Raw genomic sequence first — 4,721 nt, 5'->3', positions numbered from 1 at the left:
GTTCAAAAAAGTATTTCTATTTTTTAGTTTTACTAGCAATACTTTGTATAGTTTATCCGTTACTATTAATTTATTCCCTCAACAATTTTAAACTGTAATAGATAAACACTGTCTCTTATACACATCTAGATGTGTATAAGAGACAGGTACTAAGTACATATTCTTACCAATTGATTTATCTATAAGTAGTATATAAAAAAATGGATTAAACATTATTAAAAATAATAATACTTGATCTCTCATGGGATATTTTGAAAAAGATCATGTGAATCGGATCGTTTATGATATTACGACTAGGCCATCTGTTACTGTTGAGTAAGGATAGTATAAATAAAAGTCTAGACATTGATATTTCAACGTTTCTAAACTTTCATTTTACTATTGTATTCAATTACCATACTGTAGCTTAAGTGTATTTTTTATTTCTAGCGTCAAAATCACACAACTATCCACATATGTTGTAACATCAGAAAAAACTGTAGTTACTTTATCCCCATGAGCAATTTGATTTCTGAGATTTCTCAGTGAATCTAGATGTTGAAAAACAGCTGTCAAATTAATATTGCTTATATTTTTCAGCTCATCTTTAAATTTTCTACTGTCATCAAACATCGTTATTGTACTATATATCATGTTTTTCGAAGGATTTTTACTATTTTTCGTTATCAAAGTCTTTTCTAGATAATTTAAAACAAATTGATTGGTTGTTCCATCTTTAAAATGACAATAAAATAACGTTTTTAAGCATTGTTCAATAGTTCCACATGCCCTTATAATAAAATAATTTGTTAAGTAACTTCCCTGTTGAATATATTTCTGATTCAATTTATTTCCTAACAAATTATCTATCATAGTTTGAAGTTTATTTAAATCACTTAAATTTTCATATAACAATTCCTCAAAATCAGTATATATCATCTCTTATACCTCTTCAAAAAGATACTTATAGGCTAAGTCAATTCTTCCAGTTATATGCTTAGTATTTGTTGTTCTAATTGTAGTATATTCCTCAAAGTTCTCATCTTTAACCAGAAGCTTCTTTCTTCTATTGAATTCTTCAAAATTACCTAGCCAAGGAATACTTATACCAGCTGCAATGGCCTTCGTTGTGGCTACAGCAATAGAATCAAAAATAGTTGGGTGAAATCTTCCCATCGTACTTCCCTCACTGTTTATATTCTCAAAAACTGTAGGCGTTATTTTATAGAGTGTATCCATGGTTTTAGTAAATTGTTTTTTATAACTTTCTAGCTTATCATCATTAACAGGATTTTGGTTTAAATCCATAAATAAATTAAGTTCTTTTTTTAAAGAAATAGCTGTCGTGTCAATGAACTCTTTATTACTGAACATTAAATACCTTAAAATATATTCCATATCTTTCATTCTAGGCTCTTTATTTTGTTGTCCAAATAAACTTCTCCATTGTTTCAGATCATTTAAATCAAATAACAATTTATTTAACTTATTATGATACACACAATTTCTAATTTCTTGTGGGGATAGGGACCTCCCACCTGTATTGATTCGTTCAAAAATTTGATACATGCTTGTATCATCATACTCAGGTTTCTTTTGCTCAAAAATTATTGAATGTATTGTAGTCCTTTTTATCCTTTTTTGCTCAGTAATAGACAATTGCTTAAATGTCGAGTTTTTCCATTTCTTATTTACATTAGAAGTCAGTTTAAAAACAGAACCATCTTTAGTAAAAACACCAAAAATGAAGTCATAGACGGTCATTATCCTCTGGTACCCATCAATTATTAAATAGTTCTCATCAACTGTTTTAGCCAAAAAAATACTAGGAACTGGAAGCCCTAACAAAATAGATTCTACAAATCTACTTGCTTCTCGCTTATCCCAAACATAATTTCGTTGTAGTTCTGGTTTTAAAAGTTCATCTTCATCGTACATATTTGCCAATTCCCTAAATGATAGGTCTGCTCCCCATGAATTGATTGAAAATAATTCATCATCTCCATAAATATCATCATTGGTTTCATTCTCATTCACTTCAATTGTTTCTTCAAGAGTTTCATTTACTTGTTCCATAAAAATAATAATCTCCTTCGCTCAATATATTTATATTTATTATCTCTTATAAAAAAGATTTTTTCAATAACAATTTAGTTCTTTGCATAATTTTTTTTTTTCATAAAGTTGATTTCCGATCAGAATTTTATGGATATTCTTCTGAGTTGACACTAAAATAAAAAAGCTACGATTTATTAGAAATCTCAGCTTCACACAAATAAATTATTCATCATCAAATATAGTATTATTCATTTCTGGAAAGTCCAACAATTCAGAAACTGTCATATCAAGTCCTGTAGCCAATTTATGCAAAGTTTTTAACTTAGGATTTTTAGTCTTCCCTTTCATGATATTATCTACAGTAGACTGCGTTATACCTGATAAAGTCGCAAGTTTATTGATAGATATATTTTTTTCATCACATAAATTTTTAAGCCGTAATCTAATTACATCTGAATAAGTCATAGTTCTCCTCCATTAACCTTGTATAGTTAACTCAAGTATAGCGAATGAAAATATACAACATTAATGTTACAGGGTTATATTTAGTATTACTCATCATCAAAAAGTGTTTCATTCATCTCTGGAAAATCTAATAGTTCAGAAACCGTCATATCTAATCCCATTGCTAATTTATGCAACGTTTTTAGTTTAGGATTTTTAGTATTCCCCTTCATAATATTATCCAGCGTAGATTGGGTCATCCCTGATAACGTTGCAAGCTTGTTTATTGAAATTCCTTTTTGTTCACATAATTTCTTAAGTCTAAAAACAATAATTTCTGAATATGTCATAATGGCCTCCATTAACCTTGTACAGTTAACTGAAGTATATAGCATTTCCATATAACGAATTAACCGTATACGGTTGACAACGGATAATTCTTGTGATAAATTAACCTTATAAGGTTAAAAAATATCATCAGGAGGTTCAACATGGCTCACCCAGTAAAAATGATCACCTATCAAGACCTACATAAACTAAATCATTCAATCCAACAATTAAAGAACTGGCACGAAACATTCAGTTCACTAAAAAACAACACCCATAATCACTCTATTCCCGATAACCTCTTCTATGAGCATGAACGATTACTAAAAACATTAACTCAAGAAACACAAAACCTGAAAAGCAAAGAAAAACTGAAAAACATTTTGATTTAAAATCCTAGCCGCAAAATGGGATTTTATAGTTCATCAGTATTAGCCGAACTGTTACTGATGAACGATAGATTTAAACAAGTAGTTGACTCTCTAACTACTTGTTTTTTGGCTAAATATCTGCAGACGGATACGAATATCTTATGATGTTTACACAAAACATTTTAATATATAACACAACTTAGTTTCAGCTCAAAAAAAGCTAGAGAGAATTCCTATAAACCTCATAATAACCATTTTGCTAATTTATTATAGTTCTTGCCATGTGAACTATTGATAACTAATCTGTTGAGAAAATCTAAAAAACGAAATTATACATCATCTTTAATCCTAATTAAGTTTCATATTGAACAAAAAACAAATTGACAGAGAAAGCGTTTCATAATACAATCATTTTCTAATCAGAATAATAAAGAGTTTTTACTCAATGAAAAAATTATCTTGTTGTTGTTTATTGCTATATTTTTACTTCCCCTCGTCAAAAAAGGATTTAAGTAGTGTTATGGACTAAAATTTGTGGCTCTGCTGCTAAATACAGACCTACGTATAAAAAAATATAAAGGATAGTAAAACTATGAACCTATTTAGATTTGTTTTTAATATAATTTGGGGCATTCTTGCTTTTTTAATTCCATTTGGTCTATTACGTGTCATAACAAAAGCCAGTTATAATGATTTCTCTGGCAGTGGTACAATTATTTATACTACAATGATCATCATTTATGTGATTGTAACTATCCTTTTATCCGTATTCTGTTCAAAAAAGTATTTCTATTTTTTAGTTTTACTAGCAATACTTTGTATAGTTTATCCGTTACTATTAATTTATTCCCTCAACAATTTTAAACTGTAATAGATAAACACTGTCTCTTATACACATCTAGATGTGTATAAGAGACAGGTACTAAGTACATATTCTTACCAATTGATTTATCTATAAGTAGTATATAAAAAAATGGATTAAACATTATTAAAAATAATAATACTTGATCTCTCATGGGATATTTTGAAAAAGATCATGTGAATCGGATCGTTTATGATATTACGACTAGGCCATCTGTTACTGTTGAGTAAGGATAGTATAAATAAAAGTCTAGACATTGATATTTCAACGTTTCTAAACTTTCATTTTACTATTGTATTCAATTACCATACTGTAGCTTAAGTGTATTTTTTATTTCTAGCGTCAAAATCACACAACTATCCACATATGTTGTAACATCAGAAAAAACTGTAGTTACTTTATCCCCATGAGCAATTTGATTTCTGAGATTTCTCAGTGAATCTAGATGTTGAAAAACAGCTGTCAAATTAATATTGCTTATATTTTTCAGCTCATCTTTAAATTTTCTACTGTCATCAAACATCGTTATTGTACTATATATCATGTTTTTCGAAGGATTTTTACTATTTTTCGTTATCAAAGTCTTTTCTAGATAATTTAAAACAAATTGATTGGTTGTTCCATCTTTAAAATGACAATAAAATAACGTTTTTAAGCATTGTTCAATAGTTCCACATGCC

At 28.4% G+C, this 4,721-nt stretch carries 6 protein-coding genes; 1 reads left to right on the top strand and 5 read right to left on the bottom strand.

Annotation, left to right across the window (positions count from 1 at the left end):
* Nucleotides 1-387: 387 nt before the first annotated feature.
* From A5819_RS07820 to A5819_RS07805, 4 genes are all read right to left on the bottom strand, one after another.
* A complete protein-coding gene (locus A5819_RS07820) occupies nt 388-918 on the bottom strand; it encodes a HEPN domain-containing protein (RefSeq protein ID WP_086353030.1) in 531 nt (176 codons plus the stop codon).
* 3 nt (nt 919-921) lie between these two features.
* Complete coding sequence (locus A5819_RS07815) at nt 922-2,055, bottom strand: DUF262 domain-containing protein (protein WP_086353029.1); 1,134 nt, start codon at nt 2,053-2,055, stop codon at nt 922-924.
* A gap of 204 nt (nt 2,056-2,259) precedes the next feature.
* A complete protein-coding gene (locus A5819_RS07810; protein WP_086282413.1) occupies nt 2,260-2,502 on the bottom strand; it encodes a helix-turn-helix domain-containing protein in 243 nt (80 codons plus the stop codon).
* An 86-nt stretch (nt 2,503-2,588) separates the two neighbouring features.
* Nucleotides 2,589-2,831 carry a helix-turn-helix domain-containing protein gene (locus A5819_RS07805; protein WP_086282410.1) on the bottom strand — a complete coding sequence of 81 codons (243 nt, stop codon included), beginning with the start codon at nt 2,829-2,831 and terminating at the stop codon, nt 2,589-2,591.
* Nucleotides 2,832-2,972: 141 nt separating this feature from the next.
* On the opposite strand from A5819_RS07805, the gene A5819_RS07800 reads away from it, so the two are divergent.
* Nucleotides 2,973-3,200, top strand: a complete 228-nt coding sequence (locus A5819_RS07800) for a hypothetical protein (RefSeq protein ID WP_086282407.1) — start codon at nt 2,973-2,975, stop codon at nt 3,198-3,200.
* A 1,139-nt stretch (nt 3,201-4,339) separates the two neighbouring features.
* Here the strand turns inward: A5819_RS07800 and A5819_RS19225 are convergent.
* Nucleotides 4,340-4,721, bottom strand: a 382-nt coding sequence (locus A5819_RS19225; protein ID WP_176271383.1) for a HEPN domain-containing protein, incomplete at its 5' end; no start/stop codon positions are given.

The organism is Enterococcus sp. 7E2_DIV0204 (assembly GCF_002140855.1).
Taxonomy (GTDB): Bacteria; Bacillota; Bacilli; order Lactobacillales; family Enterococcaceae; genus Enterococcus_L; species Enterococcus_L lemimoniae.
The sequence above is the reverse complement of the archived record's forward strand: the minus strand, read 5'-3'. Positions and strand labels throughout refer to the sequence as shown.